The organism is Caldibacillus debilis DSM 16016 (assembly GCF_000383875.1).
Taxonomy (GTDB): Bacteria; Bacillota; Bacilli; order Bacillales; family Caldibacillaceae; genus Caldibacillus; species Caldibacillus debilis.
The window spans coordinates 16,463-42,633 of record NZ_KB912914.1 but is presented as its reverse complement, the minus strand read 5'-3'; the positions used below and the strand labels follow the sequence as shown (position 1 = coordinate 42,633).

21 protein-coding genes, 1 tRNA gene and 2 pseudogenes are annotated in these 26,171 nt (G+C 49.6%); 20 read left to right on the top strand and 4 right to left on the bottom strand.

The features are described from left to right. The first annotated feature begins 198 nt into the window (after window positions 1-198). From A3EQ_RS0116125 to A3EQ_RS21350, 19 genes and pseudogenes are all read left to right on the top strand, one after another. Window positions 199-1,314, top strand: coding sequence for a BMP family lipoprotein (locus A3EQ_RS0116125; RefSeq protein WP_020156183.1), 1,116 nt, complete (start codon window positions 199-201; stop codon window positions 1,312-1,314). Window positions 1,315-1,620: 306 nt separating this feature from the next. Further along, window positions 1,621-3,177, top strand: a complete 1,557-nt coding sequence (locus tag A3EQ_RS0116120) for an ABC transporter ATP-binding protein (RefSeq protein WP_020156182.1) — start codon at window positions 1,621-1,623, stop codon at window positions 3,175-3,177. 1 nt (window position 3,178) lies between these two features. Continuing rightward, the gene (locus tag A3EQ_RS0116115) at window positions 3,179-4,225 is read left to right on the top strand and encodes an ABC transporter permease (RefSeq protein WP_026500023.1); all 1,047 of its coding nucleotides are present in this window, start codon (window positions 3,179-3,181) and stop codon (window positions 4,223-4,225) included. 1 nt (window position 4,226) lies between these two features. After that, window positions 4,227-5,189 carry an ABC transporter permease gene (locus A3EQ_RS0116110; RefSeq protein ID WP_020156180.1) on the top strand — a complete coding sequence of 321 codons (963 nt, stop codon included), beginning with the start codon at window positions 4,227-4,229 and terminating at the stop codon, window positions 5,187-5,189. Window positions 5,190-5,587: 398 nt separating this feature from the next. After that, window positions 5,588-6,871, top strand: coding sequence for an EF-P 5-aminopentanol modification-associated protein YfmF (gene yfmF, locus A3EQ_RS0116100; protein ID WP_020156178.1), 1,284 nt, complete (start codon window positions 5,588-5,590; stop codon window positions 6,869-6,871). Further along, the gene (gene yfmH / locus A3EQ_RS0116095) at window positions 6,852-8,141 is read left to right on the top strand and encodes an EF-P 5-aminopentanol modification-associated protein YfmH (RefSeq protein ID WP_020156177.1); all 1,290 of its coding nucleotides are present in this window, start codon (window positions 6,852-6,854) and stop codon (window positions 8,139-8,141) included. The genes yfmF and yfmH overlap by 20 nt, the downstream gene beginning before the upstream one ends. 167 nt (window positions 8,142-8,308) lie before the next feature. Further along, window positions 8,309-9,037, top strand: coding sequence for an elongation factor P 5-aminopentanone reductase (gene ymfI, locus A3EQ_RS0116090; protein ID WP_020156176.1), 729 nt, complete (start codon window positions 8,309-8,311; stop codon window positions 9,035-9,037). A 79-nt stretch (window positions 9,038-9,116) separates the two neighbouring features. Then, the gene (locus A3EQ_RS0116085; protein ID WP_020156175.1) at window positions 9,117-9,374 is read left to right on the top strand and encodes a DUF3243 domain-containing protein; all 258 of its coding nucleotides are present in this window, start codon (window positions 9,117-9,119) and stop codon (window positions 9,372-9,374) included. Window positions 9,375-9,661: 287 nt separating this feature from the next. After that, complete coding sequence (locus A3EQ_RS0116075) at window positions 9,662-10,453, top strand: DUF3388 domain-containing protein (RefSeq protein WP_020156173.1); 792 nt, start codon at window positions 9,662-9,664, stop codon at window positions 10,451-10,453. Between the two features lie 18 nt (window positions 10,454-10,471). Beyond that, on the top strand, window positions 10,472-11,392 hold the full coding sequence (locus tag A3EQ_RS0116070) for a helix-turn-helix domain-containing protein (protein WP_020156172.1): 921 nt from the start codon (window positions 10,472-10,474) through the stop codon (window positions 11,390-11,392). 58 nt (window positions 11,393-11,450) lie between these two features. Continuing rightward, entirely contained in the window at window positions 11,451-12,026 is a 576-nt protein-coding gene (pgsA, locus tag A3EQ_RS0116065; protein ID WP_020156171.1) for a CDP-diacylglycerol--glycerol-3-phosphate 3-phosphatidyltransferase, read from the top strand. 23 nt (window positions 12,027-12,049) lie between these two features. Beyond that, window positions 12,050-13,291 (top strand): competence/damage-inducible protein A, encoded by a 1,242-nt coding sequence (locus A3EQ_RS0116060; protein WP_020156170.1) that lies wholly within the window; start codon window positions 12,050-12,052, stop codon window positions 13,289-13,291. Between the two features lie 222 nt (window positions 13,292-13,513). Beyond that, on the top strand, window positions 13,514-14,542 hold the full coding sequence (gene recA / locus A3EQ_RS0116050; RefSeq protein ID WP_020156169.1) for a recombinase RecA: 1,029 nt from the start codon (window positions 13,514-13,516) through the stop codon (window positions 14,540-14,542). A 565-nt stretch (window positions 14,543-15,107) separates the two neighbouring features. Next, window positions 15,108-15,863 carry an exodeoxyribonuclease III gene (locus A3EQ_RS0116040; protein ID WP_020156167.1) on the top strand — a complete coding sequence of 252 codons (756 nt, stop codon included), beginning with the start codon at window positions 15,108-15,110 and terminating at the stop codon, window positions 15,861-15,863. Between the two features lie 250 nt (window positions 15,864-16,113). Further along, complete coding sequence (gene rny, locus A3EQ_RS0116035) at window positions 16,114-17,676, top strand: ribonuclease Y (protein ID WP_244874603.1); 1,563 nt, start codon at window positions 16,114-16,116, stop codon at window positions 17,674-17,676. 119 nt (window positions 17,677-17,795) lie between these two features. Beyond that, window positions 17,796-18,593: a TIGR00282 family metallophosphoesterase gene (locus tag A3EQ_RS0116030; protein WP_020156165.1), complete on the top strand. Its 798-nt coding sequence runs from the start codon at window positions 17,796-17,798 to the stop codon at window positions 18,591-18,593. A gap of 121 nt (window positions 18,594-18,714) precedes the next feature. Then, on the top strand, window positions 18,715-18,975 hold the full coding sequence (gene spoVS, locus A3EQ_RS0116025; RefSeq protein ID WP_010193268.1) for a stage V sporulation protein SpoVS: 261 nt from the start codon (window positions 18,715-18,717) through the stop codon (window positions 18,973-18,975). A 287-nt stretch (window positions 18,976-19,262) separates the two neighbouring features. Beyond that, window positions 19,263-20,003, top strand: a complete 741-nt coding sequence (locus A3EQ_RS0116020; protein WP_026500021.1) for an SDR family NAD(P)-dependent oxidoreductase — start codon at window positions 19,263-19,265, stop codon at window positions 20,001-20,003. Between the two features lie 383 nt (window positions 20,004-20,386). Continuing rightward, window positions 20,387-21,603 (top strand): annotated as a pseudogene (locus A3EQ_RS21350) (ISL3 family transposase). Between the two features lie 366 nt (window positions 21,604-21,969). Here A3EQ_RS21350 and A3EQ_RS0116010 read toward each other — a convergent pair. The 4 genes from A3EQ_RS0116010 to A3EQ_RS0116000 all read right to left on the bottom strand — a co-directional run bounded on the left by A3EQ_RS0116010 (window position 21,970) and on the right by A3EQ_RS0116000 (window position 24,421). Next, a complete protein-coding gene (locus A3EQ_RS0116010; RefSeq protein ID WP_020156163.1) occupies window positions 21,970-22,908 on the bottom strand; it encodes a hypothetical protein in 939 nt (312 codons plus the stop codon). Continuing rightward, window positions 22,892-23,560, bottom strand: a complete 669-nt coding sequence (locus tag A3EQ_RS0116005) for an ATP-binding cassette domain-containing protein (protein WP_020156162.1) — start codon at window positions 23,558-23,560, stop codon at window positions 22,892-22,894. The genes A3EQ_RS0116010 and A3EQ_RS0116005 overlap by 17 nt, the downstream gene beginning before the upstream one ends. A 121-nt stretch (window positions 23,561-23,681) precedes the next feature. Beyond that, window positions 23,682-24,119, bottom strand: coding sequence for a hypothetical protein (locus tag A3EQ_RS22590; RefSeq protein WP_153017685.1), 438 nt, complete (start codon window positions 24,117-24,119; stop codon window positions 23,682-23,684). A 228-nt stretch (window positions 24,120-24,347) separates the two neighbouring features. Continuing rightward, a tRNA-Arg gene (locus A3EQ_RS0116000) sits at window positions 24,348-24,421 on the bottom strand. A gap of 178 nt (window positions 24,422-24,599) precedes the next feature. On the opposite strand from A3EQ_RS0116000, the pseudogene A3EQ_RS21345 reads away from it, so the two are divergent. Beyond that, window positions 24,600-25,999: pseudogene (locus tag A3EQ_RS21345) on the top strand (ISLre2 family transposase). The last annotated feature ends 172 nt before the right edge of the window (window positions 26,000-26,171 follow it).

Here is a 26,171-nt window from a genome sequence, read left to right as displayed (position 1 = left end):
ATCTTAATACGTATATTGTAAATATTTTGTAAAATAAAATTCATGTTATCCCGAATTTTTTGCAGGAAATTTCAATCAGAATGTTCCTTTCTTCAGTAAGACATGATATATTTACTTTAGTTAAAGTAGAATTCACTTTGGCCGCCACAGTTCGGGCTGCCGGGGGTTCTGCTAAAAAATTTGAAGGGGGTTTCTCTCTTGAAACTGAAAAAATTCAGTATGCTTTTGGCCGCGCTTCTCGTCCTTTCCATGACGTTAAGCGCCTGCGGAAGCTCGAAGGAGGAAGGGGGCAAGGATAGCGGTGAAAGCGGTTCCGAAGACAAATTTTCGGTGGCGATGGTCACCGACGTCGGCGGCGTAGACGACAAGTCCTTCAACCAATCGGCCTGGGAAGGCCTGCAAAAGTTCGGGAAGGACAACGGGCTGAAAAAGGGCAACGGGGGCTATGATTATCTGCAGTCCAAATCCGATGCCGACTATGTCCCGAACTTGAACACCCTCGCCCGCCGCAATTTTGATCTGATCTTCGGAATCGGGTTCATGTTGGCGAAGCCGATCGAAGAGATCGCGAAGCAACGGCCGGACAACCATTTTGCCATTGTTGACATGGTCGTTGATCAGCCGAATGTGGCGAGCATTATGTTCAAGGAACAGGAAGTGTCTTTCTTGGCCGGCGTGGCCGCGGCGATGGAAACGAAGACGAAGGTTGTCGGTTTTGTCGGCGGAATGGAAAGTGACGTCATCAAACGTTTCGAAGCCGGATTCCGGGCAGGCGTCGCTTCCGTCGATCCGAAGATCAAGGTCTTGATCAATTACACCGGCGCTTTCGACAAACCCGATCTCGGCAAATCCGCCGCCAACCAAATGTACTCCAACGGCGCGGACATCGTCTTCCATGCGGCCGGCGCCACGGGCAACGGGGTGTTTTCCGAAGCGAAAGAGAGAAAACAACAGGATCCGAATGCCAATATCTGGGTGATCGGCGTCGACAGCGACCAATATGACGAAGGTACGGTAAAAGTGGACGGCAAGGAATATAACGTGACCCTGACGTCCGCCATGAAACGGGTCGACGTGGGCGTCTATGACGTGGCCGAAAAGGCGAAAAACGGGCAATTCCCGGGAGGGCAGACCATCACCTACGGGCTGAAGGACAACGGCGTGGAATTGGCGAAAACCGGAAACCATCTCTCCGCTGAAACGCTGAAGGCCGTGGAAGATTACAAAAACAAGATCATCAACGGGGAAATCACGCCTCCCGGCACCCAAGAGGAAATGGAAAAATTCCTGAGCGATCTCGGGGTAAAACCTTAATGGACAAACCGGGAATGCGGCGGTACGGGCCGCCGCATTCCCTCCCATAAAAAGGGTCCGCCAAAAGCGATACATAAAAGGCTTTAATTGGCGATCGTCCGATTAAAACTTTTTATGTATGCCTTTTGTGCCATCTTTGCAATGCGCTAACGAGTTTTGCCGATCCCCTGACCCCCTTTCTCCGCCCGAAGCGGACGCAAGGGTGCGGCAGCGGGAGTTAAGCAATTGGCGAAAACCAATTGCTTTTTTTTAAATGGAATCGTTCATCTTTCATTCAAATTAGCAGAAGCGCTAGGGGGACTCTTTGTGGAATATGCGATTGAAATGTTGAATATCCGGAAAGTTTTCGGGAATTTGGTCGCCAATGATGATATCACCTTCCAGCTGAAAAAGGGGGAAATCCACGCCCTGCTGGGCGAAAACGGCGCGGGGAAATCCACCCTGATGAACGTTTTGTTCGGTTTATACCAGCCGGACGGGGGCGAGATACGGGTTCACGGAAAGCCGGTCAAAATCACCGATCCGAACGTGGCCAACGATTTGGGGATCGGGATGGTCCATCAGCACTTCATGCTTGTCGACACCTTTACGGTGACGGAAAATATCGTCCTGGGAAAAGAGCCGGTGCATAGCGGAACGATCGACATCAAATCCGCCAGGGAGGAGATTTTGCGCCTTTCCAAACTGTACGGGCTGGAAGTCGATCCCGATGCCAAGATCGCGGACATTTCCGTCGGCATGCAGCAGCGGGTCGAGATTTTGAAAACCCTGTACCGGGGTGCCGATATTTTGATTTTCGACGAACCGACGGCGGTTTTGACGCCCCAGGAAATCGCCGAACTGATGGAAATCATGAAAAAATTGATCGGCGAAGGAAAATCGATTATCCTCATCACCCATAAGCTGAAAGAGATTATGGAAGTGGCCGACCGGGTTACCGTCATCCGCCGGGGGAAAGCGCTGAAAACCTTGAACGTTTCGGAAACGAACCCGTCGGAGCTGGCCAGTCTGATGGTCGGCCGGGACGTGATTTTCACGACGGAAAAGAAGCCGGCGGAACCGAAGGAAGAAGTGTTGAAGATCGAAAACCTCGTCGTGAAAGATTATCGCGGGGTCGAAAAGGTTAAGGGGCTCGATTTGGCCGTCCGCCGGGGAGAAATCCTCGGAATCGCCGGCGTCGACGGAAACGGGCAGACGGAGCTGATCGAAGCGATCACCGGCCTCCGGCCTGTCGAGTCGGGGAAAATCTATCTCAACGGAAAGGACATTACGAATTTGCCGCCGCGGAAAATTACCGAAACCGGTTTGGGCCATATTCCGCAGGACCGGCAAAAACACGGGCTTGTCCTGAGCTTTTCGGTCGGCGAGAACATCGCCCTGCAAACTTATTATAAACCGCCTTTTTCCCGCCGCGGTTTTTTGAAGCATAAGGAAATTTACCGGAAGGCGCGGGAAATCATCGAAAAATATGATGTCCGGACCCAGAGCGAATACGAGCCCGCCCGTTCCCTGTCAGGCGGAAACCAGCAAAAGGTGATCATCGGCAGGGAGATGGAACGGGACCCCGATTTGCTCATCGCCTCCCAGCCGACGCGGGGGCTGGATGTCGGCGCCATCGAGTACATCCACAGACGGCTGATCGAAATGAGGGACAGCGGAAAAGCGGTTCTTTTAGTTTCTTTTGAATTGGATGAAGTCATGAATGTCAGCGACCGGATCGCCGTGATTTTTGACGGAAGGATCCTGGATATCGTCGACCCGAAAGAAACGAACGAGGAAGAACTCGGCTTGCTTATGGCCGGCCATAAACCCGATGGAAGCGACGGGGAAAAAGACAGGACGACGGGGAAAGTAGGTGAATAACGTGGCAAAACGTGTGACAAAGGTCGTCATTCCGGTTCTTGCCGTCATTTTGGGACTGCTCGTGGGCGCATTGATCATGCTGGTCAGCGGCTATGACCCCGTTATGGGCTATCAGGCCTTGTGGCAAGGGATTTTCGGCGATCCGTATGTGATCGGGGAATCGATCCGGCAAATCACCCCCTATCTGTTGGCGGGTCTTGCCGTCGCCTTCGCGTTCCGCACCGGCCTCTTCAACATCGGGGTGGAAGGGCAGCTGATCGTCGGCTGGTTTGCCGCCGTGTATGTGGGGATCGCTTTCCAATTGCCCGCCTACATCCATCTGCCGCTCGCCCTCTTGGCCGCCGGTTTGGCCGGCGCCCTTTGGGCCTTCGTCCCCGGGATATTAAAGGCAAAATTGGGGGTCAACGAAGTGGTGGTCACGATCATGATGAACTATGTGGCCCTCCATGTGACCAATGCGCTGATCCGTCAGGTGGCCGGAAAGGATATGACGGAACGGATTCACGAAACCGCTTCTCTCCGGGTCCCCTATTTCGAGCAGATCACCGATTATTCCCGGCTGCACGGCGGGATTTTTATCGCCCTTCTGGCCGTCTTTATCGTCTGGTTCATTTTGGAAAGGACCACGTTGGGTTTCGAATTGAAGTCCGTCGGTTTTAACCGGGACGCTTCCCAATATGCGGGGATGAACGTCCCCAAAAATATCGTGACGGCCATGGTCATCTCCGGATTTCTCGCCGGGCTGGCCGGAGCGATGGAAGGGCTCGGCACCTTTGAATATGTCGGGACGAAAAGCGCCATGACCGGCATCGGTTTTGACGGGATCGCGGTTTCGATTCTCGGGGCGAACCATCCGATCGGCGTGATTTTCGGGGCAACCTTGTTCGGGGCGTTGAAATACGGTTCCCTGAACATGCCGAATCCCCCTGCCGAAATCCCGGAAGAAATGATCTCGATCATTATCGCGATCATCATTTTCTTCGTCGCCAGCGGATATTTGTTCCTTTGGCTGTATGAAAAGTTCCTGAAAAAGAAAGGGGTGAAGTAGGGTGGACTTTTTGGACATCGTCGCCTTTATCTTTTACAACGCCCTGTTTTTCGCGGCTCCCCTCATCTTCACCGGTTTGGGCGCAGTATTTACGGAACGTTCGGGCGTCACCAACATCGGTTTGGAAGGTGTTATGCAAGTCGGCGCCTTCACCGGGATCATTTTTAATCTGTTTACGGCCCATATCTTCGGCTCCATGACCGTTTGGGTTTCCATTCTGGTGGCGATGGCTGCCGGCTGCGCCTTTTCCCTGCTGCTCGCCGTCGCGTCGATCACCTTCCGCGCCGACCAAATCATCGCCGGTACCGCCCTGAACATGCTGGCGTCGGGCGCCACGCTGTTTCTCGTGAAGAAGATTTTCGACGGCAAGGGCCAAACCCCGATGGTGCAGGAGGCGATCACCCGCTTTAACATTCCGGTCCTGAAGGATATTCCGGTCATCGGACCGATCTTTTTCCAAAACGTTTATCTGACTTCCTATTTGGCGATTTTGGCCGCGGTGATCGGATGGGTCATCCTTTTCAAAACCCCCTTCGGTTTGCGCCTCCGCTCGGTCGGGGAGCATCCGACGGCCGCTGATACGATGGGGATCAAGGTCAACCGGATGCGCTACATCGGGGTGATGATCAGCGGGGCGCTGGGCGGCATCGGCGGGGCGATTTTCTCCCAGTCGATCACGTTGGACTACAGCCATGCGACCATCAGCGGGCAAGGCTTCATGGCCATTGCGGCGATGATCTTCGGGAAATGGAACCCGCTCGGGATGATGGGCGCCGCCATTTTCTTCGGTTTCGCCCAAAGCTTGAGCACGATCGGTTCCAATATCCCCGTCATCAGGGAAATCCCGCAGGTTTATCTGTTCATCTTGCCCTATGTCCTGACGATCCTGGCCATCGCCGGCTTCATCGGCAAGTCGGTGGCCCCGAAAGCTTTGAACATCCCTTACGTAAAAGAAAACCGATAAAGCCCTTTCATCGGACAAAGGGAAAATTTTCAAGACTCTCATCGGAACATGAGAGTCTTTCTTACATCCGGCCATCATTCACGGGAAAGGCGCGGGATGGCCCTGTCCGCGCCCTTTTTCTTTCGGCGCCGAAATGGGAAGGCGGGTTACATATAAAGGAATTATTGGGGATAATAAGGCTGAGCGGAACGATTGCGGCCATATAAAAGGCGCCGCCCGTCATATAATAGGTAATATGGCTGAGGGAGGCCGCTTTCGGGAAAACGGAAGGGGCCCCTTCATCCGGGGACGGCTGAGGCCTGCGCCATCCGGGGCGAAGACGGTCAGCCTTTCCTGCGGGCGTTGCAGGTGTGGACGACCGCCCCGGAAATCCATTACGAAGACCAGGAGGAAAGGAAATGGAGACCATCGTTCACCGCCAGGGAGTGACTTTCCATTTTATAAGAACGGAAAAATTTAAAACAAACACGATCGTCCTGAAAATGAAGGCGCCGCTTGCCAAGGAAAGCGCCACCATCCGGGCGCTTTTGCCCTACGTTTTGCAGAGCGGGACGAAGCGCCGCCCGAGCCAGCCGGAACTCCGTTCCTATCTGGAAGAACTCTACGGGGCGGATTTTTTCGCCGAGCTGCAAAAAAAGGGGGAAAATCACATCATTTCCCTCCACTTGGAAGTGGCGAACGAAAAATTTCTCAGAGGCTCGGAACCGTTAATGGAAAAAGGGCTCCGCTTCCTTCACGAAGTCCTTTTTGAGCCGAAGGCGGAAAACGGAAGCTTCGACCGGGAGATCGTCGAACGGGAGAAACGGGCGCTGAAACAAAGGATCCAGGCGGTATACGACGACAAGATGAGCTACGCCAGCCTGCGGCTGGTCGAAGAGATGTGCAAAGAGGAGCCCTACGCCGTTCCCGTCAACGGTTATATGGATGCGGTGGACGGGATCGACGGGGAAAGCCTCTACCGGTATTTTCAGCGAAGCCTGGAAGAAGACGATCTGGATCTTTACTGCGTCGGCGACTTCGACGTCCAGGCCGTTGAAAATCTTTGTTCCCGGCTGTTTTCCTTCCCGGAACGACGAAGGAACGATTTCGCGCCGCGGCCTGCGCCGGTGAAAGGGAATTTCCGGGAAGTTTCCGAACGGCAGCCGGTCAACCAGGGAAAATTAAACATCGGTTTTCGGACGAACATTTTTTACGGCGACGGGGAATATTTCCCCCTGCAGGTCTTTAACGGCCTCTTCGGCGGCTTTCCCCATTCCAAATTGTTCCGCAACGTCCGGGAAAAGGAAAGCCTCGCCTATTACGCCTTCAGCCGGCTCGAAAGCCACAAAGGTTTGCTGATGGTTTTGACGGGGATCGATCCGAAAAATTACCGGAAGACCGTCGACATCATCGTCGATCAGTGGGAGGCGGTAAAAAAGGGAGATTTCACCGAAGAGGAGCTGGAGCAGACAAAAGCGGCCATCCGAAACCAAATGTCGGAAACGCTGGACACGTCCAGGGGATTGATCGAAGTGCTCTACCATAACGTCATCAGCGGCAAAAGCATCACCCAAGAACAATGGCAGGACCGGATCAACGGGGTGACGAAGGAAGACGTCATGCGGGCCGCCGGGAAAATCGCGCCGGATACCGTCTATTTTTTAACCGGAATGGAGGGTCAGGATGAAGGAAGTCTTAATTGAGCAGCTCAACGAGCGCCTGTTTTTTGAAAAAATGGATAACGGACTGGACGTCTATATCCTTCCGAAAAAGGAATTTTTCCAAACCTTTGCCGTTTTTGCCACCAAGTACGGTTCCGTGGACAATCACTTCGTCCCGTTGGGGAAAGAGGAACCGGTCCGGGTCCCGGACGGCATCGCCCACTTTTTGGAACATAAGATGTTCGAAAAGAAGACGGGAGACGTCCTGCAAGCCTTCACCCGTCGGGGAGCTTCGGCGAACGCCTACACCACCTTTACGAGGACGGCTTATCTTTTCTCCTCGGCCGACCGTGTCAAAGAAAATTTGAGGACGCTGCTGGATTTCGTCCAGGAACCCTATTTCACCGACCAATCGGTGGAGAAGGAAAAGGGGATCATCGGCCAGGAAATCCAAATGTACAACGACCAGCCGGATTGGCGGGCCTATTTCGGAACGATCGAAAACATGTACCATCATCATCCGGTGAAAATCGACATCGCCGGGACTTTAGAATCCATCACCAGGATCACGAAAGAACTTCTTTATGAATGCTACCGCACCTTCTATCATCCGGCCAACATGGCGGTCTTTGTCGATGGGCCGGTCGATCCCGGGGAAACCCTGGCGCTCATCCGGGAGAATCAGGGGAAGAAATCCTTTGCCCGGCCGGAGGAAATCCGGCGAATCGATCCCGATGAACCGGAAGGGGTCGCGACAAAATTCCGGAAGATGGAAATGAACGTGCAGACCCCGAAGTGCATGGTCGGCATCAAGGGTCGGGACGAAGGAAAAACGGGGGATGAGGCTTTGCGGGAGGAGTTGGCCGTGGAGCTCCTTTTGGAAATGCTTTTCGGCAAAAGCTCCCCCCATCGCGAGGGCCTGTATAACGAAGACTTGATCACCGACCGGTTTTATTTCGATTATTCCCGGGAGTCCGGGTTTGCCTTCGCCGTTATCGGGGGCGACACGAAACATCCCGACCGGCTCAACGAAAGGATCCGGGAAATCTTGTTCGGGGCGAAAGCGGGGACCGGGCTGGAGGAAGCGGGGCTTGTCCGGATCAAGAAAAAGAAGATCGGGGAATTCTTGCGCGCCTTCAATTCTCCGGAGTTTATCGCCAACCAGTTCATCAAATACCGTTTCAACGGCATCGATTTGTTCCGCGTGCTGCCCGTTTTGGAAACGATCGGATACCAAGACGTAATACGCGCGGCGGAACGTTTGATCAGCGAGGACCGCATCACCTGCTTCCAAATCGTCCCGAAAGGGTAGGAAACGGCTCCGGGAGAAAACCGGCTCTTTTCACGGGGCGGCTGATGCAGGGCAAAAAAAGGTCATGTCATTTGGGAGTCTTGCGCTTGCGGCCCCGGGGCGGAAATCAGCGGCAGAGGCCCCGGGGCTTGCCCGTAATACGGTGCTGGGGAGAGGAGGATTGGCAGTTGAAAGGCTACATTTTGATCACCGGATCGAGCGGCGGCATCGGGCGGGCGGTCGCCGAAGCGCTGGCGGGCGCCGGATATTCCCTCTATTTGCATTATAACCGCGGGCATGCGGCCGTTCGCAACTTGCTGGAGCAATTGAAGGAAATCGACGGTTCCCTGGAGCATATCCCGATCCAGGCGGACTTGACCGAAAGGGACGGCTGCCGGAAACTGTGCCGCTCCATTTTCCAATTGGACGGCATCGTCCATAACAGCGGCACGAATTTGGTGCGTTTGCTGCAGGAAACTTCTGACGCCGATCTGGAAAAAACGATCGCTTTGCACGTGACCGCCCCCATTTTGATCACGAAATCCTTGCTGCCGAAACTGATCGCCAAAAAAAGGGGGAGCATCCTCTTCATTTCCTCCATTTGGGGGCAGACGGGCGCAGCCTGCGAGACGGTGTACTCCGCCGCCAAGGGCGCCCAGATCGCCTTCGCCAAGGCGCTCGCCAAGGAGCTCGCCCCGAGCGGCATCCGCGTGAACGCCATCGCCCCGGGTTTTATCGACACGGAAATGAACGGATCCATAAATGGGGAAGACAGGGAGCGGATCTTGGCCGAGATCCCCGCGGGACGGGCGGGAAGGCCCGAAGATGTGGCCGGCGCCGTCAAATTTTTATTGTCCGACGAAGCTTCCTATATCACCGGGCAGGTGTTGAGCGTCAACGGGGGATGGTATACATGATCTGGGATTTTTTGAAACGCGCATATTTTTTCCCGAGTAACCCAAACTATCATTGAACATTTCGGAAGGAGGTTCAATGATGGGTGTATTGGACAATTGGCAGCAATGGAAAGACTTTTTGGGAGATAAGCTCAGCCAGGCGAGGGAACACGGGTTGAGCCAAGAAACGATTTCCAATTTGGCCTATCAGATCGGCGACTATTTGGCGAACCATGTCGATCCGAAAAACGAACAGGAGCGGGTGCTTTCCGATTTATGGTCCGTGGCCGACGAGGAAGAGCAACGGGCGATCGCCAATATGATGGTCAAACTGGTCCAAGAAGAAAGCCAAAAATAGGGAGGAGGATTCCTCTCTTTTTTTGTCAAATTTTCCCCGGCGGCGAGGTCGGCCTCCAGGCCGTACAGATTCCCTCTTTTTTGTAAAATTTTTCTTTCCATTTTAAAAAAAGTCGGTCCTTCCGGCATCCATCGGTGCTCCCGGCGGAAAAAACGAGGGGAGGAAGTTCGCCGGAACGTGAAAATTATTTGGTGTTTTTCCTTTTCTAAAGGGAAAAAATCATTTATGATAGAATCAAGAAAAAATGTTTTCGGCCCGGAGCCGGCCGGAAACGGGCAGGTGCTGGGATGAGCGAAGTAAAGGAATGGTACTTGGAATACCAAATTCTCATCAACCGCCCCGGCCTTTTGGGGGACATATCCTCCCTTTTGGGAATGCTCCGGATAAAAATCGACAAAATCAACGGTGTGGATAAAGACCGCCGGGGACTGCTTTTATTGGTCAGGGACGATTATCAGATCAAAAGGGTGGAACCCATTTTACATACAATGGAAACGATCCGGGTGTTGAAACTGCGGAAACCGGAAGTCACCGACCGGCTGGCGCTGCGGCACGGAAGGTATCTGGAACGGGACAAAAACAACCGGAAGATCTTTAAGTTTGTCCGAAGCGAAATCGGCCTGCTCGTCGATTTTTTGACCGAACTGTTCAAGGAGGAAACCCACAAACTCATCGGGATCCGCGGCATGCCCCGCGTCGGGAAAACGGAGTCGATTGTGGCGGCCAGCGTATCGGCGAACACGCGCTGGATTTTCGTGTCTTCGACCCTGTTGAAACAGACGGTCCGCCATCAATTGATCGCCGATGAGTACAACGAGAACAATATTTTTGTCATCGACGGGATCGTTTCCGCCAGGCGGGCCGATGAACGGCATTGGCAGCTGATTCGCGAGATCATGGCCAATCAGGCCGTCAAAGTCATCGAGCATCCCGATATTTTTATTAAATACACGGAATACAGCCTGGATTCCTTCGACTATATTATCGAATTGCGAAATGAACCGGACGAGGAGATCAGCTACCAGATGCTCGAGGATCATTTGCTTTTGGGATCGGATTTTTACGGATTTGATACTTGATATTGGCAGGTGTTGAACGTGTCGGAACTCGGGAAACGTTTGAAGGAAGCCCGCGAGGAGAAAGGGCTGTCTTTGGACGATCTGGAAGAAAGGACAAAAATCCAGAAGCGTTATCTGGCGGGGATTGAACAGGGTAACTACCGGATGATCCCCGGAAAATTTTATGTCCGCGCCTTCATCAAACAATATGCGGAAGCGGTGGGCTTAAACCCGGAGGAAATTTTCGAACAATACCGGAACGAAATCCCTTCCGTTCATGAAGACCAGCTTCCGGAACAGCTTTCCCGGACCCGGTCGAGAAGGGTGCTGAACGACCGGGGTTCGAAATGGATGGATATGCTTCCCAAAATCCTCGCGGCCGTATTTGTGGTCGCCTTTGCCGTTTTCATCTGGTTCATCTGGCAAAATTATATGACCGGCAATCCGCCGGGAAACGGGAAACAAACCACCGGAAACTTCAATATGGAAGAATCCGGCAGCCTGCCTGAGGATCAATCCTCCAAAGAAAGCGAAAACGGGTCCGGCGGAACGGAAAAATCCGGAAGTACCCAAGAAGAAGGCGGCAATACCGGCGGGGAAGAAGGGGAAGAAGGACAATCGGAAACCCAATCGGTCAAAGCGGTGCAAACTTCCGGAAACTCGACGGTGTATGAGCTGACCGGCGCCGACCGGTTTCTTTTCAAAATCCAGGCGTCCGCCGGCGGGGAAACCTGGGTCAGCGTCAGAAACGGAGCGGGAGCGGTATTGTTCGAAGGCCTGCTCAAAGACGGCGCAGCCAAGGAATTCGATTTGACCGATGATTCGGCGGTGAAGCTCGTCATCGGCCGCGCCTACCAAACGGAAATGTATGTGAACGGGGAAAAGGTGGATTTCGCTTTGGCCCCGGATGAAACGATCACGCAAAATATCGAGATCCGCTATGTGAAAAACGAACAATAGTCATCGTCACGGATGACTATTCTGTTTTTTACGATCAAAGGAACGGGGAGGAAAATGAATGTTTAACGTCCCGAACAAAATAACGATTTCCAGGGTCCTTTTAATCCCGATATTCGTCATCCTGATGGTGGTCGATTTTCCGTGGGGGGAAGTTTCGTTAAACGGGATTTCCATCCCGGTGGAGGAACTGATCGCCGCCGTCATTTTCGTCGTCGCATCCACCACCGACTGGATCGACGGCTATTATGCGCGGAAGTATCAATTGGTCACCAATTTCGGGAAATTTCTCGACCCCCTGGCCGATAAGCTGCTCGTGACCGCCGCCCTGGTCGTGCTCGTCGGATTGGGGGCCGCGCCTTCCTGGATCGTGATCATCATCCTGTCCAGGGAATTTGCCGTGACCGGCCTCCGGCTCATCCTGGCGAACGAAGGGGAAGTGGTGGCGGCCAATATGCTCGGCAAGATCAAAACGTGGACCCAGATCATCGCCGTGACCGCCCTCCTGATGAAAAATTGGCCGTTTGCCCTGTGGCATATTCCCTTTGCGGATATCGCCCTCTGGGTGGCCGCCTTCTTTACGATATGGTCCGGTCTCGATTATTTCATTAAAAATAAGCACGCCTTTCAAGGATAAGGCGGGGGAAAGCGGGGATTGCGGTGAAAGGGGAGATTATCTCCGTCGGTTCCGAGCTGCTGCTCGGGCAAATCGTGAATACGAACGCCCGGTTTCTTTCCGAACAGCTCGCCGAATTAGGGATTTCCGTCTTTTTTCATACGGTCGTCGGCGACAATCCCGAACGTTTGTTGCAGGCGATCGGGATCGCGGAAAAAAGGTCCGATTTGATCGTGTTTACGGGAGGATTGGGCCCGACGAAGGATGACGTGACGAAGGAGGTGCTTTCCTCCCATCTGGGGGTGCCGCTTGTTATCGATGAGGCGTCGTTGAAGGCGATTGAAGACTATTTTCGGAGATCCGGCCGCCCCTTTGCGGAAAATAACCGGAAGCAGGCCCTCGTTTTGCGCGGGGCCGAAATTTTGCCGAACGACGCCGGGATGGCGCCGGGCATGTTTCTTTCCGCAAGCGGCAAATCTTATTTGCTGCTTCCCGGTCCCCCGGCGGAAATGGAGACGATGTTCCTCCGCTACGGGAAGCCTTTGCTGGCCGGCCGAAACGGGAGGATCGAATCCCGGGTTCTCCGTTTTTTCGGCATCGGCGAAGCGGAACTGGAAAAGAAATTGGAGGATCTCATCGAAAAGCAGTCCAATCCGACGATCGCCCCCCTCGCCGACGAAGGGGAAGTGAGCATCCGCCTGACGGCCAGCCATGCGGTGAAGGCGGAACGGGAAAAAATGCTGGATTCGGCCGAAAAGAAGATATTGGAACGGGTCGGGCCCTTCTTTTACGGGTATGGCGGCACGACCATTTTCCGCGAAATGGGGGAACGGCTCCGCAAGAAAGGCTGGACCTTGGCGGCGGCGGAAAGCTTGACGGGGGGCATGTTTCAGTCCCATGTTTCGGCGGTCCCCGGCGCCAGCGCCTGGTTTAAGGGCGGCGTCGTCACCTACCAAACGGAGACAAAAACGGAGGTTTTGAACGTTAAAAGGGAAACGGTGAGTACGTTCGGCGTCGTCAGCGGCCCTTGCGCCAAGGAAATGGCGGAAAACGTCCGCCGCCTTTTCCGGACGGACGTCGGCATCAGCTTTACCGGCGTGGCCGGTCCCGATCCGCTGGAAGGGAAGGATCCGGGCCTCGCATACATCGGCCTTTCCGTAAAGGGTAGGGAAACGGAGGTCTTCGCCGTCCATCTGATCGGAAATCGGGATACGGTCCGTTTGCGTTCCGCAAAGCACGGGGCGTGGGCGGTTTTTCGCGCGGCGGCGCCGGACCCGGAACGCTGAAAATCTCGTAAAATGAAAAATTTTTTTTTGCCGGAAACGGGACCGTAAAATCATAGATTTGCCGGGAAGAAAAGGTGAAATTTCCGCAAAAGGCCCGCGGAAAGAAAGCGAATGAATGTTCGTTTGATTCTTGGCAAAAAGGACAAAAAAAGATATAGTAAGGGTAAGGCCGTTGAATGAGGAGAGATTCCCATCGGTTCTTTGAGAGAAGGAGGTACTTTTGTGAGCGATCGTCAAACCGCTTTGGAACAAGCGTTAAAACAGATTGAAAGGCAATTCGGAAAAGGTTCCATCATGAAGCTGGGCGAGCAGGCGAATGTGAAGATTTCCACCGTATCGAGCGGTTCTTTGGCTTTGGACATCGCCCTCGGCGTCGGCGGCTACCCGCGGGGAAGGATTATCGAAATCTACGGACCGGAAAGTTCCGGGAAAACGACCGTCGCCCTGCATGCCATCGCCGAGGTGCAGGCCGCCGGCGGAACCGCGGCGTTCATTGACGCCGAACACGCCCTGGATCCCCAATATGCGAAAAACTTGGGGGTAAATATTGATGAATTGTTGTTGTCCCAGCCGGATACCGGGGAACAGGCGCTGGAGATTGCCGAAGCCCTCGTCCGGAGCGGGGCCGTAGACATCATCGTCATCGACTCCGTCGCCGCCCTCGTGCCGAAGGCGGAAATCGAAGGGGAAATGGGCGATGCCCATGTCGGATTGCAGGCCCGCCTCATGTCCCAAGCGCTGCGGAAATTGTCCGGCGCCATCAACAAATCGAAAGCGATCGCCATCTTTATCAACCAAATCCGGGAAAAGGTCGGGGTGATGTTCGGAAACCCGGAAACGACGCCGGGGGGCCGCGCCTTGAAGTTTTATTCGACGATCCGCCTGGAGGTGCGCCGCGCTGAACAGCTGAAACAGGGAAATGAAATGGTGGGGAACCGGACGAAAATCAAAGTGGTGAAAAACAAGGTGGCTCCCCCCTTCAAATCGGCGGAAGTGGATATCATGTACGGGGAAGGAATTTCCCTGGAAGGCGAAATCATCGACATCGGTTCGGAGATCGACATCATCCAAAAGAGCGGTTCCTGGTATTCCTATGAGGGCGAAAGGCTCGGCCAGGGAAGGGAAAACGCGAAACTGTTCCTGAAGGAAAACCCCGATCTCAAGAAGGAAATCATCGGGAAGATCCGCGAATATTACGGCCTCGACACCAACGAGGCGCCTCTCCAGGAAAGCCAGGAAAATCCGGAATGAGCACGTCCTTTCCTTTCGACCACTTTTTACGGGTGGTCTTTTTCTTTCGAAAGGTTTTCGGAAACGGGTCAGCCTCTTCCATGCGCTGAACGACCCGGCGGCTTTTGCTTTCAAAGGGTTTTCGGCCACGGGATCTTTTTTTCGTCCCGGCCCCAGGCTTGCATCGTCCGGCCGCTTCGGCTATAAATTCAAAAGGGGAGCCGGGCGGAAATCCCGGCCGGGAATCTTTGGGCCCGGCCGGTACCTCTCCGGCCGGTTCTCTTGTGCGCCCGGCGGGGACACGGAAGCGGGCGCCGATCCAAACAGGCGCTTTTCCGAGAAAAGACCGGGGAAAAACCCATCACGAATGCCGGCAGCCGCCATTCTGTGGCCGGTATTCGTACGGCCAGGGCCGGCGGGTCTGCCAAGGGCAGGGAAGAAATTTTAATGTCCGCCGGATCCGCGATCCGGCAGGCGGTCCGTATACAGGGGCCGTGCGGAAGGGAGAAGGGCGTGTCCGTCCGGGCGTTTTGCGCCACGGGAAGGGGAGCGCCCCGGTTAAAGAGAGAAAGAGGGGATCGAAGAAATGAAGCTGGTCAGTTGGAATGTGAACGGCCTAAGGGCATGTGTCAAAAAAGGGTTTTTGGAGTATTTCCGCCAAGTCGATGCGGATATTTTTTGCGTCCAGGAAACGAAACTGCAGGAAGGCCAAATGGAGCTCGAGCTGGAAGGATACCGGCAATATTGGAATTATGCCGAAAGAAAGGGCTATTCCGGCACGGCGGTGTTCACGAAGTTCGCGCCCCTTTCCGCCGGTTTCGGGTTTTCGCGGGAGGAGCCGGACCGGGAAGGGCGGCTGATCACCCTCGAATTTGAAAAATTTTATCTCGTCAATGCCTATACGCCCAACTCCCGGAGGGACCTGTCGCGGCTTTCCTACCGGCTCGAATGGGAAGACCGGATCCGGGAATATCTGGTGGAATTGGACCGGCGGAAACCGGTCGTCTATTGCGGGGATTTGAACGTCGCCCACCGGGAGATCGATTTGAAAAACGCCAAATCCAACGTCGGCAATTCGGGATTCACCGACGAGGAACGGGAAAAGATGACGGAACTCCTCGACGCCGGTTTTATCGACAGTTTCCGCTATTTTTATCCGGACAAAACCGGCGCTTACACCTGGTGGTCCTACCTGAACAAAGTCAGGGAACGGAATATCGGCTGGCGCATCGATTATTTCCTCGTGTCGGAACGGCTGAAGGGGGAGCTGGTCAAAGCGGAAATCCATTCCCATGTCATGGGCAGCGATCACTGTCCCGTTTTGCTGGAATTGAATATATAAAAGAAGCTTTGCATAACGGGGAAGATCCCGTCCGGCGGCGGGAACGGCGAAGGGCGGCGATGCGGCTATCATGCTATAATCCTTGACAACCATTTTCCACACCTTTACAATGAGATTGTATATTTTACAATTTTTTTATAAGTTTGGTCAATAGCTTTTGACTGGATGGAAAAAGTGAATCGCCGTCTGTTCAGAAGAACTTAAATGCCGACATGAAACCGGAAGAAAGCATACAGCAAGGGGAGGTGAAATGATGAACCTGTTTCATATCATCATCTCCATTTTGCTTGCCCTCGTCGGTGTTGTTGCTGGTTATTTCATTCGTAAATCCGTTACGGAAGCGAAGATCGCGGGCGCCAAAAACGCCGCTTACCAAATTCTCGAGGATGCGAAGCGGGAAGCGGAATCCTTGAAAAAGGAAGCCTTGGTAGAAGCGAAGGAGGAGATCTATAAACTTCGCTCGGAAACCGAACGGGAACTTCGGGAACGAAGAAGCGAGCTCCAGAAACAGGAGAACCGCTTGCTGCAGAAGGAGGAAAATCTGGACCGCAAAGGCGAAATTCTCGATAAACGGGAAATGGCATTGGAAAAGAAGGAAGAAGCCTTAAACCAAAGACAACAGCAAATTGAAGAGATGGAAAGCAAAGTGGAAGAGATGGTGCGAAAAGAGCTGGCCGAACTGGAACGGATTTCCGGCCTGACGAAAGAGGAAGCGAAAGCCATCATTTTGGAACGGGTGGAAAAAGAGCTTTCCCATGATATCGCCGTTATGGTGAAAGAATACGAAAACCGCGGCAGGGAAGAAGCGATGAAGAAAGCGAAGAACATCATCGCCTTGGCGATTCAGCGCTGCGCCGCGGACCATGTGGCGGAGACGACGGTTTCCGTCGTCAACCTGCCGAACGATGAGATGAAAGGACGGATCATCGGCCGGGAAGGACGGAATATCCGCACCCTTGAAACGCTGACGGGCATCGATCTGATCATCGACGACACTCCGGAGGCGGTCATCTTGTCCGGTTTTGATCCGATCCGCAGGGAAACGGCCAGGCTGGCCCTGGAAAAACTCGTTCAGGACGGGAGAATTCATCCCGCCCGCATCGAAGAAATGGTGGACAAAGCGCGAAAGGAAGTGGATGAATATATCCGCGAAGTCGGCGAACAGGCGACCTTCGAAGTCGGCGTTCACGGATTGCATCCCGATTTGATCAAGATTTTGGGACGGCTGAAATTCCGCACCAGCTACGGCCAGAACGTCCTGAAGCATTCGATCGAAGTGGCCCATCTGGCCGGCCTGATGGCCGCCGAATTGGGCGAGGACATCGTCCTGGCCAAAAGGGCCGGGCTGCTCCATGACATCGGCAAAGCCGTCGACCATGAAATCGAGGGGAGCCATGTGGAAATCGGGGTGGAACTGGCGACAAAATACAAGGAACACCCCGTCGTCGTCAACAGCATCGCTTCCCATCACGGCGATACGGAACCGAACTCGATCATTTCCGTCCTTGTCGCCGCCGCCGATGCCCTTTCGGCAGCCCGGCCGGGGGCGAGGAGCGAAACGCTGGAAAACTACATCCGCCGTCTGGAAAAATTAGAAGAAATTTCCGAATCCTTTGCCGGGGTTGAGAAATCTTACGCCATTCAGGCTGGCCGGGAGATCCGCATCATGGTGAAACCGGAAATCATCGACGATGTGGAAGCCCACCGCCTGGCGAGGGACATCCGGAAAAAGATCGAAGAAGAACTGGATTATCCCGGACAGATCAAAGTGACCGTCATCCGGGAAACCCGAGCTGTCGAATACGCGAAATAAAAAGGGCGATGCGTAACGGGCATCGCCCTTTGTTTTTCCGTGCCGCTCGCGCGATCGGAAAAATCGTTATATAATGAAAGAAAGCAGAGCTTAAATTTTACTTTTAGAAAGGAATTCTTATGAAAATCTTATTCATCGGGGATGTGGTCGGTGCTCCGGGAAGAAAATCATTGAAATCCTTCCTGCCGAAAATCAAGGAAAAGTACCATCCGACGGTAACGATCGTCAACGGGGAAAACGCGGCCGGAGGAAAAGGGATTACCCACAAAATTTACCGGGAATTTTTGGAGATGGGGATCCAGGCCGTAACGATGGGAAACCATTGTTGGGACAACAAGGAAATTTTTGAATTCATCGGCGACGAAAAATATTTGGTGCGCCCGGCGAACTTTCCTGAAGGAACCCCCGGTTCGGGGATGGTTTTCATTAAAGTCAACGACCTGGAAGTCGCCGTGATCAATTTGCAGGGAAGGACCTTTTTGCCGGCCATCGACTGCCCGTTCAAAAAGGCGGATGAATTGATCGCCGAGGCGAAAAAACGGACGAATATCATCTTCGTCGACTTCCACGCCGAGGCGACGAGCGAAAAACAGGCGCTGGGATGGTATCTGGACGGGAAAGTTTCCGCCGTCGTCGGCACCCATACCCATGTGCAAACCGCCGATGAAACCCTTTTGCCGAACGGCACCGCCTATCTCACCGACTGCGGCATGACGGGGGTGGCGGACGGCATCATCGGCGTTGAGAAGGAGGCCGTCATTAAAAAATTTTTAACCAATCTTCCCGTCCGTTTCGAAGTGCCGAAACGGGGAATCTTGCAATTCAACGCGGTCCTCATCGAAGTCGACAAGAAGACGGGAACGGCGAAAAGGATCGAGCGCATCGCCGTGAAAAATGCGGAACCGGAAGAGGTCTGAGGATTTTTTAAAAATTATCCGAATCCGTCATAGGGCCGCTCCTCCTTGAATATAGTAGCAATGAAACCACAAAAACCAATCATCATCCTTATGGCCACGATTATTCAAGGAGGAGCAAAAAATGGAAATATTAAAGGTTTCAGCAAAATCGAATCCGAACTCTGTAGCCGGTGCGCTTGCGGGCGTTCTGAGGGAGCGCGGGGGAGCGGAAATCCAGGCCATTGGCGCAGGCGCGCTTAATCAAGCGGTAAAAGCGGTCGCGATTGCAAGAGGTTTTGTAGCTCCGAGCGGAGTGGATCTGATCTGTATCCCTGCTTTTACTGACATTCTCATCGACGGCGAAGAACGGACGGCCATTAAGCTGATCGTTGAACCGAGATAAGAGGGCAGAAAAACTTTTCCTCGTTCCTTGCCTGAACGCTTTCACGCTCAGGCTTTTTTATTTGGCATGATCCCCGCCGCGGTTTCCGACCCCATCGGTAAATGTGAAATATGTCCGAAAATTGGGCGTCTTGCCCGAAGGACGTTTCCGCCGTTTAAGAAAGGAAAATGTGAAAAATGTCCTAAAATTGCCTTTTTTGTCCCGCCCACGCCCGGGAGGGTATTGTAGGAGGCATAGGCAGAAAGCTATAATAAACTTGACCAATCTTTTCTGATGGGGTGATGGAAATGAAACTGGCAGGGAAAGTCGCAGTTGTCACCGGCGGGGCCAGCGGCATCGGTTTGGCCACGGTCAAGGAATTCGTCAAAGAGGGGGCTAAAGTGGTATTAAGCGATTACAGCGATGCCGGTCAGGAAAGGGCCAGGGAAATCGGAGGCCCCGAACAGGTACGCTTTTTCAAATGCGATGTTTCTAAAGAAGCGGAAGTGAAGGAACTGTTTGAGAAAACGAAAGAATGGTTCGGCCCGGTGGACATCGTTTTCGCCAACGCCGGCATCGGCGACATTGCCCCCGCCCACGAACTTTCCTTGGAAAACTGGCAAAGATTGATTGACATCAACTTAACGGGCGTATTTTTAACGGATAAATACGCCATCCAACAAATGCTTGAAGCGGGGAAAGGCGGATCGATCATCAATAACGCCTCCATCCTCGGCCATGTGGGCCAGGATTCGGTGACTTCCTATACCGCGGCCAAAGGCGGCGTCGTGAACCTGACAAGGACGTTGGGGGTCACCTACGCGAAAAAGGGGATCCGCGTCAACTGCGTATGCCCGGGATATATTGAAACGCCGCTCCTTAACGATTTGGACCCGGAATTGAAGAAACAATTGATCGGCTTGCATCCGATCGGCCGCCTCGGGAAAGACGTGGAAGTCGCCCGCCCGGTCGTCTTTTTGGCTAGCGATGATGCCTCCTTCATCACGGGGGCAAGCCTCCTGGTCGACGGCGGCTATACGGCCCAATGAGCGTCTTCGAAAAAGGGCAATCCCCGTTCACGGGTCAACAGCGAAGATGAACGTCCTAACGGGCATTCATGGGCATGAGTCGGCTCATTTCCTTACTCATGCCCTTTTTCCCGACTTTTACAGTTCCAGAAACAAAAACTCCCCGAAAACAGCGTCATGATCGCGTTTTTGGGGAGTTCTTTATTTTTTGGTATGTAGATATGTTTTCGTCCTTTTATCTTTAACCCCATATGCGGGGATATCTTCCAGCCCAAGTGCCTTAAGAATTTCGGCTCTATACTATTTGTTGGGGTTTAGAAACAATTCAAAAAATAAGACACGTGGGCTCCGATTTCTTTTATACTGGATTTGGTCAACCAACAAAGAAAGGAGCCACGTGTCAATTGAATCGTAACATATTTCTCCCAGGTTTGAAAGATGTGAAAATCAATAAAGTGGAAATCTGTGAACATTCGATTCACCTTTACGTCGAAATGCCTGTGAAGCCCCACCGCTGCCCCCGCTGCGGTACGGAAGGGAGAAAAATCCACGACTACCGCATTCAAAAGATCCGGCATTTCAAATGGTTTGAGCGCCCGACGGTTCTTTTTTACAGAAAAAGAAGATATGCCTGCCAAACATGCGGAAAACGGTTTGCGGAAGAAAATCCGTTCGTTGAGCGGTATCAGCGGTTTTCCAAAGAGTGGAACCAGGCCGTGAATGTGCGAAGCATTCATGCCAAAACGTTCAAAGACTTGGCTTTTCAGTTCGGGGCCTCGGTTTCGACGGTGATCCGGCGTTTTGATGCGGTGGCCAAGAAGGAATTACAAGGACATCCGCAATTGCCGAAAGTTATCGCCATCGATGAATATAAAGGGGATATGCGCGCCGGGAAGTATCAGGTGATCATCGCCGACGGCCAAACGGGGGAACCGCAGGATTTTGCCCAATCGGAAGAAGAAAACCATCAGCCGTTACCTAAAAAAGTATGGGGCCCAGGTGGAAACGGTCATTATGGATATGAGCCATTCCTTTAAGCTGGCCGTGCGGGAGGCGCTGGGTCGCCCCCCTGATCATCGCCGACCGGTTTCATGATTGCCGGTATGTGTATTGGGCGCTGGATCAGGTGAGAAGGGACGAGCAGGCCGCCTGGAGTGATTATGACCGGAAGAAATGCAAGCGGATGAGGCGGATCTTTTACAAAAAGAAGGAGGAACTAAGCGCAAAGGAACGCTGGTATTTAAACCGATACCTCCAGAAGTCGGAGACGCTGAAGAAAGCCTATGAACNGAAAGAGGCCTTTTGCCGTTGGCTGGAGCTGGCCAAAGANAATGGGGCGGAAGGCATCCTTCAAACCAAGGAAGAATTGCATCAATTTTATCAACGTGTCGAAGAGTCAGGGATTGAAGCGTTTCAACGCTGTGTTCGGACTTTGAGGAATTGGGAAATGGAAATCCTGAACAGTTTTATTTTTGGCTACACGAATGGCTTTTTGGAAGGGATCAATAACCACACGAAAGTGATGAAGCGAAATGCGTATGGATTCAGGAACTTCGAGGGGGCAAGGGCAAGGATCCTGCTTACATACAAGTATAAAAGAATCGGGGTCCATGTGGGGTAAGGCCGCAGGCCCCCACCCCAACATTTGACAAAGGACCTAAAAAAAATCTCCCCCGTTCCAATATGCCAAAAAATTAGCACATTTTATCGGCGGAGTACATATCTAAAGCTGGAAGAATTTGAAAATTCTATAACAATTTTAGAGGATATAATATGGAAATTTACAATTTTGTGTCCAAAAACTTGACATAGATCCAAACATTTGTACCTTCCTTTATATTATAATTAAACAAAAATAAAGAAACTAAAGTTAGTATAATACCAAATGCAATCAATATTAATATACTAAATATACTAAATAATATGACTTTAATATACTTTCGCAATATATCCATCTCCAATAGTTTTTACTGATTTCAATCAAATATTAACTTTCGAACGAGCTTCGCTTCTTAAATACTATATTATTTACAACAAACGATAATATAAAAGTTAATAAAATGATAAAAAATGAAGATATGAAACCTGTATTCTCAGAAACATCGGCACTAATAACTCCGTAAAAATCAAAAATTTGATTAGCAAAGTAAAAAATAGTATTCTTTAAATCATATACTCCTAAGTTCGGAATTATAAATGTATATACAAAAATTATAATTATACCTACATACATATTCTTAAACAAAATACCAAAAGTGTAGCCAATTTCAGCAAAAAATAAGGCAATAATATAAGCAAAGAAAAACTTTAAAAATATAGAGGATCTATCACCGAATGTATCAGTCTCTATAGGGAAATCTTTGATTGGAATTTTTCCTGCTAAATACTGATACATAATTTCACCTACAATATATGCAAAGAGCAAAGACACAACAATGATTATAAAGGAACTGATAGCTATAGATATTTGCTTAGCCAAACCTAATCTATTTTTGTTTATTCTAACTGTACGAAGTTTAATCGTTCTATATTTATAATCATTTGTAGAAATAACTAAACCTAACAATCCAAATACTATAGGAAAATATAAAATAGATGATTCTAATAGTTGTGATAATCTGTATTCAGAGCTAGCAGCATAAATATATTTACTTAAAGCGTCATTATAGTACACAATTGGATTAATTATTGTTCCTCCATTTTCAGATGTTTCTACTATATATTCATTATTTAATTCTTCTTCGATATTTAGATTGTTTTTCTCATAATAATTTATTAACCCCTCATATTCCTGATACAATTCAGTAACTGATGAATAATTAAGAAATAATATGACTCCGAATAGTCCACAAAGAAACATTACCAAGATGAAATAAATTTTAGAATTTATTCCATACCTTAATTCTTGTTCAAGAATTTTCTTCATCGTATATATCCTCCAACATAATGCCGCTATTACTAAAATTCTCTTGTAACAGTACTATTTCTTTATCTCTTATGACAAATACATCATCAATTATCTCATTGTAAAAACTAAATTGATGACCAGTTAAGATAATAGTCATACTATTTGACCAGGACTTTATACTTTTTTGTAGATTTCTTATCATATCAAAATCTAATCCATTTGATATCTCATCCATAATTAGATATTTTGGTTCAAGAATCTCAACTAATACTAAAGCTAATTTTTTCTTTTGACCGTAGGAATAAGTTTTCACTTTATTTTTTATAGTATGGTAGTCTAAATACTTTGAAGCAATCTCCTTAATCTCATTTTTGGATTTCTTGCCTTCACCGAAAATAAGTAAATTTTGAAAACCACTGAGATTTGTATAAAAAGGGCAGTCATCCCAAATAACTAAACATCGGTCTCTTACTTGATCAATCTTTTTACCATCAAATAAAATTTCTCCTAAATGGTTTTCCATACCCATTAGACATTTAATAGTTGTTGTCTTTCCAGCACCATTCGGTCCCATTAAAAAAGAAATTCTTTGTGATTTAATTTCAAAATTAGATTCTTTAATAATAATTTGATTTGAATAACTCTTAGAAAAATTTTTTACTTGAATCATAGTACAACTCCTAAAAACTATACATAAATATTAATATTATTTATAATTAGGATTTAAATTCATAATAGATTATTAGTATGGGTATCTCGAGCCACCACATAATATCTATTAATATTATAGTTTAAATATCATATTTCCAAGTAGGTTTTTTTCCATTTGGATACACAATGACTTGATCAATAATAATATCTGAGAATCCGATTGTTACTCCTCCAATTACTGCCCCCGCTAAAAATTCATTTTTAAAAGTCCAAGTATGTTTAGAAGTACTACTTAAGGTAGAATTTTTATTACAACCCTTATTACGAACGAAAAAGCCACTATGTGTTTGGTCGCATTCTGAAGAAGTTACCTTAGTAGAATTACTACTATAATAAAGAATATTTTTTGAGTATGCTAAATACTTTATTCCTCGTTCACTATAAGTAACGTAAGTCGCAGCTGATGCATCCGAAGAAACAAAAGCAGTAATTAATGATAACGTTAGTATTACTGCAGAAATTAATCTCAAAAATTTTTTTATAATCATAATAAAATTATGGGTACCTCGAGTTACCATATACTACCATAATTGTATATATTTTTACTAATAATATCAATCAAAAAATTTCGACAAAAATTTTCATTCTTCACGTAACATGATAAAAGGAGAAAGAATAGTTTTAGAGATGCGTTTAGTATGAAGTAGTTTTTATAAAATAAAGAAAATATAAATTAAAAATAAAAAGCTTACAAACATTGATAAACAACGTTTGTAAGCTTTTTAGAATCGGTGATATTTACTTAGCGTCCCTGGAGAGATTCGAACTCCCGACCGACGGCTTAGAAGGCCGTTGCTCTATCCAACTGAGCTACTGGAACAACTATGTTTCTGAGATTATTGAGTAAATGATTTAGTCTATAATCTCCATTTGAAATTGGTGTTCATTTTAATCCATTATAATAATATATACATCTTCTAAATGGTCAAGTCCTAATGTTTGTGTAAAATACGACTCCCATCCAGCGAACTTAAGTCTCCAGAAAATAGAACCGCTTTGTGCCCCGCTTCTTTTTACACAAATTCTTGGACTTCATCGAAAATCTTATTGATCTAGAGGAACGTATCCAGTGGTTCATGTATGATGTCTTTTCGACTTTGTTAGGGGAAGTTTTCACAAAAATCGATCAAGCCATCGTGAAAAAGAAACAAGCTGAAGGTTGGACCGTCAAACGAAGAGATTCGAAGACCATTCAGTTCACGTTTGGTGCTGTTAATTTTCAACATACGTTATTGGGAGACAGAGAAGGACATCCACACTACGTTTTTGATGAATGGATCGGATTTCGGAAATATCAGCGTTTTAGTCCTTTGGTGGAAGTAAAGGTAGCCGAATTGGCCAGTGAATGTACCTACCGTGAAACGGCCCGAGTGTTACAAGAGTGGACGGCTGTTCACATCAGTCATCAAACAGTTGGAAGTATTGTAGAAAGGGTAGGAAAAGCGCAAGCCCAAGCAGATAAAGAAATGGTGGAAGAATTGGAAGAGGCGGCTTCCCTTTCGAAGGGGAAAGAAGTGGACATCTTATTTGCAGAAGCAGATGGAGTATTTGTTCATGGAACGGAGAAAAAAAGCATGGAAGTTCATCATGCGATTGTGTATGAAGGATGGGATATGAACGGAAAGAGAGTATCCATACGGCAGCCAAAAGTGATCATGACGACCGTGTCCTCGGATGCATTTTGGAAAGAAGTTCAAGCGTTTGCAGCCCATCACTATTCATTAGAAAAAGCCCAAATCGTCACGAATAGCGATGGGGGAAAGGATACACAGCAGAGAAGTTTCAAGAAGCCTTTTCACAATCACGGTATCCTGTCCTGAATCAACTGGATCCTTACCATATTTCTCGAGCTTTCATTCGGGCATTTGGTGGAGGAAAAAGTGAATATAAAGACGCAGTTAAAAAGGCGATAAAAGAGCACAATCTCGAAAATTTTAAGTTATGGATGGACACTTACGAAAGCACGCTAGAGGATCCGAAAAAGCTGGAAAAGGTAAAGGATTTTCGTACTTATATTCAACATAATTGGGACCGAATATTTGATTGGAGAGAAAAAGTGGGGAACCCGCTGAATGATGCAAGAGGCTTGGGAGCGATGGAGTCGAACCAAAGACATATCTCCTTCCGAATGAAAAAAAGAGGAATGCATTGGAGCCCAGAAGGTGGAGAAGCCATGGTAAAAGTGAAACAAGGCATCTTAAATCAAACCTTACGGGCTGTGTATCTCAAACACCAACATAGAAGTAAAAGAAAACAACGAGACGTGAAAAAAACGACCAGACTGGCGAGTCTTCTTCACCAGACTACTCGTCCGTCAATTGGAGTGAAACAAGGTCGGATTAGCTTATATGGGGCTCATTCAAGTGCGATTGGACAATTAATAAAGAGTTTACGATAATCCCCTGAATTTTTTTGTCAGGTTCGAAGAACGTGACGAAAAAATTCAGGTAACCAAGCGAAAGCGCGGTAGCTGAAAGTGAGCGTACAAAAAGTGAGCGCTGAAAATAGCATGCTTAAAGCAATGTCGAGAAAAACTTGACACATACAACTGGCAACTGCTGTTGGCGATT

Excerpts from the sequence above, each read along its gene's own strand:
- yfmF (WP_020156178.1), top strand. The coding sequence starts at position 5,588 with ATGGAGACCATCGTTCACCGCCAGGGAGTGACTTTCCATTTTATAAGA.
- yfmH (WP_020156177.1), top strand. The coding sequence starts at position 6,852 with ATGAAGGAAGTCTTAATTGAGCAGCTCAACGAGCGCCTGTTTTTTGAA.
- A3EQ_RS0116085 (WP_020156175.1), top strand. The coding sequence starts at position 9,117 with ATGGGTGTATTGGACAATTGGCAGCAATGGAAAGACTTTTTGGGAGAT.
- A3EQ_RS0116075 (WP_020156173.1), top strand. The coding sequence starts at position 9,662 with ATGAGCGAAGTAAAGGAATGGTACTTGGAATACCAAATTCTCATCAAC.
- pgsA (WP_020156171.1), top strand. The coding sequence starts at position 11,451 with ATGTTTAACGTCCCGAACAAAATAACGATTTCCAGGGTCCTTTTAATC.
- A3EQ_RS0116040 (WP_020156167.1), top strand. The coding sequence starts at position 15,108 with ATGAAGCTGGTCAGTTGGAATGTGAACGGCCTAAGGGCATGTGTCAAA.
- rny (WP_244874603.1), top strand. The coding sequence starts at position 16,114 with ATGATGAACCTGTTTCATATCATCATCTCCATTTTGCTTGCCCTCGTC.
- A3EQ_RS0116030 (WP_020156165.1), top strand. The coding sequence starts at position 17,796 with ATGAAAATCTTATTCATCGGGGATGTGGTCGGTGCTCCGGGAAGAAAA.
- spoVS (WP_010193268.1), top strand. The coding sequence starts at position 18,715 with ATGGAAATATTAAAGGTTTCAGCAAAATCGAATCCGAACTCTGTAGCC.
- A3EQ_RS0116020 (WP_026500021.1), top strand. The coding sequence starts at position 19,263 with ATGAAACTGGCAGGGAAAGTCGCAGTTGTCACCGGCGGGGCCAGCGGC.
- A3EQ_RS0116010 (WP_020156163.1), bottom strand. The coding sequence starts at position 22,908 with ATGAAGAAAATTCTTGAACAAGAATTAAGGTATGGAATAAATTCTAAA.
- A3EQ_RS0116005 (WP_020156162.1), bottom strand. The coding sequence starts at position 23,560 with ATGATTCAAGTAAAAAATTTTTCTAAGAGTTATTCAAATCAAATTATT.
- A3EQ_RS22590 (WP_153017685.1), bottom strand. The coding sequence starts at position 24,119 with ATGGTAACTCGAGGTACCCATAATTTTATTATGATTATAAAAAAATTT.